Annotated in this window: 3 protein-coding genes; 2 read left to right on the top strand and 1 reads right to left on the bottom strand. The window is 42.8% G+C overall.

Annotated features, from left to right (window positions below; translation table 11 throughout):
- Both A3757_RS16080 and fabR read left to right on the top strand, forming a co-directional pair.
- Positions 1-347 (top strand): rhodanese-like domain-containing protein (locus A3757_RS16080; protein ID WP_231878298.1); only part of this gene is annotated, 347 nt, incomplete at its 5' end.
- 199 nt (positions 348-546) lie between these two features.
- Positions 547-1,161 carry an HTH-type transcriptional repressor FabR gene (gene fabR / locus A3757_RS16075; RefSeq protein WP_068508482.1) on the top strand — a complete coding sequence of 205 codons (615 nt, stop codon included), beginning with the start codon at positions 547-549 and terminating at the stop codon, positions 1,159-1,161.
- Between the two features lie 24 nt (positions 1,162-1,185).
- On the opposite strand, the gene A3757_RS16070 is transcribed toward fabR, so the two are convergent.
- On the bottom strand, positions 1,186-3,395 hold a 2,210-nt coding region (locus A3757_RS16070), incomplete at its 5' end, for a Calx-beta domain-containing protein (protein WP_156506359.1).

The raw sequence follows: 3,395 nt of genomic DNA, 5'->3' as shown, positions 1-3,395 counted from the left end.
TTAAAGCTATGAGATTACCATCCTATTTATTCCGCCTAGTATTACTATGTTTTGCCACCTTTGGCTCCAATATCATATTGGCAGACCCTGTCTGGATCGACGTGAGAAGTAAAATTGAACACACTTTCGACCATATAGATGGTGACCTACGTGCCACCCACAACGAAATCGTTCCTATAGTTAGCCGGCAGTATCCCGACAAAAACACTGAGATTGTTGTTTATTGCGCCAGGGGTGTGCGCGCGGAAAAAGCGAAGAATGCTTTGATTGCAGCCGGGTATAGCAGAGTTACAAATGCAGGTGGCATTGACGATGTGCGGCAGAAACGCAATATTTCAACAGATTAAATTCACCATGCACTACCCGCAAGGTATTAAATAACTTATCCAAGAATAAAATGAGCGCAGGTTAATCTAGCTGATACTTAGGCCGCACTGGCGATAGCTAATTATCGTTAATTATGAGTGGATTACGCCCACAAGACTAATTGTTAGTGCTATCATTATCGAATACGCTAAATTATTAATTGTTCTGAGAAAAGTAGCTGTGACAAAACGTTCTGAGCAGAAACAAAAAACACGAAGAGCTTTATTAGATAGTGCTCTAGATTTATTGAGTCCCGAGCGCGTCTATTCCGGGCTCAGTCTGCGTGAGGTAACACGTGGGGCGGGTATTGCACCAACCTCCTTCTATCGACACTTCGATGACATGAACGACCTTGGTTTAGCCTTGGTCGAAGAGGCAGGTTTAGCATTACGCCAACTTCTTAGAAAGGCTCGCTCCAGAATTCAAGAACAAGGCACTGCAATTGATATTTCTGTCGATACCTTTATTGAATACCTTATGAGCAACACAAACCACTTTCGTTTGTTGTTACGGGAGCATACTGGTAACTCTCAAGAGTTTAGATCTGCGATTAATTTGGAAATTCGACACGTTGTTACTGAGCTTGAAGAATATCTTAAAGTGCGCGCGATAGAAGGAACAAACAAAGCCGCCTTGGATTATCAGACGCGCAACGCTTTAGCGGAAGCTATGGTAACGATTGTTTTTCAGATGGGCGGCAACTGCCTGGACGCCACAAAGACCGAACGCACGAAAGAAGCAGACAAGACAAAGCTTCAGTTGAGAATGCTACTAAAAGGCGCTTATAGCCTCTGAGCACCACTTTATCATTGTGAAACGCTATAGTGGCGAGGACAACATTTCGCCACTATTAGAAAACGCCGATATCCTATAAGTCTCCTGCCCAGGGTCAGTTTGCATTTCACTCCACAACACAAGAAACTTACTATCACTATACTCCTTAAGTGATATCACTCTGTCATTTTGTATTGAACCAAATTGCACAAGCCCAATCTGTGAATATCCGGCTCCCTCTCTGCCAAGTACCGTCACAAAGGCATCATCACCACCAAGTTTGGTTTGATCAGAAAACTGACCATCAGTTTGTCCTGCGACAATAAGCAAGTCGTCTTCATCAGTATTTATCATCGCGACACCAACATCAGCCCCGGATGAAGAAATTTCTGTATAACCAGTCGAATTAAAAGCAGAATCATAACTATAAACCACCACATCCCTGGTTAACGAGCTTGTCACACCTGTGGTTGAGTACTCTAATCCAAGGCCATCAGCTAGCACACTAAAGCCGGAAAGGTCAGAGTCATATCTGATCACCCTTACATTATCATCACGGTTTGAACTTATTTCTGGAAAATCTACATTCTCGCGAGTGAGCTTTGTGCTTACAGAAAGTGAACCAATAGCTCCATCCATCGAACTCGTTCTTATTCCGCTAAGCGAAATCAGGTCTCGATTGCCCGCATCGATGCTTTTTATGTCATCGTCTTCTTCAGTTCCAACAAAGCGATACCAAACAGGTGCATTGTTAGTGATATCAATTTTATAGACAAAGCCGTCGACTCCGCCTCGATTCGCAATATCGGCAGGCTCACCATTCAACATGAACCCAGAGGTATTTCCCGAAACGTACAATTCCTTACCATACAAGCGAGTACTGCTTATGAAATCATCTTCCTCGCTTCCATAATATGAAGTAGACTCGACATCAAACGCGCCGGATTCACTCCCAGCCAAGACCATAACGCCAAAATCGCGGCGTCCAAAAAAACCATCAGCATTTTGCGCTTCCACTTCGTACACAATAACTATTCGATCAACTTCATCCTTACTTGTCGAAATTGATATTGGCTTAAGATTCGTATCTGGAAGCGCAATGACCAAGTCAGACAGGCCGTCAACTAAAGCAATATCGCCAGAACGATGCCTCAAACTCAAGGTAATTACGCTATTAATATTTGAAGTGTCAGAAATTAAGGAAATTACACGGCCATTTGAGTCAATAGTAAAATCTACAGCCTCTTGTCCAATTTCACCTCTTGCAACAACTGCGTTATCGACCCAGTCATTGATAATAAACTCACTTGGCTCTGCATCAATAATATCCTCAATATCTGTACGGATAACTATTTTTTCATCTTCGCTTAAGTCGTCATCGAAATCTTCGTTCTCTAGAATATCAACGGAAATCGCCCCGTTTAGACTACCAGCAGGAATCAGCAAAACTCCGTTTTCAGGGGTAAGCAAATAATCAGACTGCTCCGCTGTTGTTTTATCTGTATCGACATAAATAGCAATTTCAACGTCTGCTACATAGGGTGCCCGTAGGTTAACGGGAATGTTGTAAGAGGAGCCCTCATTTCCTACACTTTCAATATTTGACATTGTTACGCTAGGCTCATTGTCGATAATTTCAATAGTTTTATTTGCTGAAGCAATGTCTATCAGCGCACCTTCTACCGAGGTAAATTCTATTTCAAAGGTCTCATTACTCTCAATTATCCCATCATCAATTGTCTCTACCAACACAAAACAGGCTGACTGCCCAGCCTCAAAGACTACCTTACCATCACCCTCTGCAATTGAACGATAATCAACATCAGGGCGAGCATACTCTATGTTCGAGGCGTTTCTTTCTCGCAGATCTGAGCTGTATTTGGATGTGGTTTTATAATAAGCAGTTGTCCGTTTTGAGACAGGTGCCTCTAATTCAACAAGGAAAGCTGCAGGGTAAACATGCACGCCGTCGACATCCCTACGGCCTAAACTTATGTCACCAACTTGGTTACAAACGAGGGTGTTACCAGCATTATAGGCCGTTACAAGATTATTAATGCTTGCGATAGAGGAAGCCCCCTCGTTGATAATCGAGCCTCCCGAGAAAGAAAGAGCGTTTGCAGCAACAGAGAAATCATATGTTTCAGAAGTTGAATTAATACCATCACTCAATTCAAGCCCGTATGTATAGTTTCTACCTACCAGAGTTTCCGGAGATGCTCCCTCTGGAAACTCTACTAAAGCCTCTAGCTTAA

It is taken from the genome of Oleiphilus sp. HI0117 (genome assembly GCF_001635235.1).
Note: the sequence above shows the minus strand (reverse complement) of the source record. Positions and strands in the feature narration are given on the sequence as shown.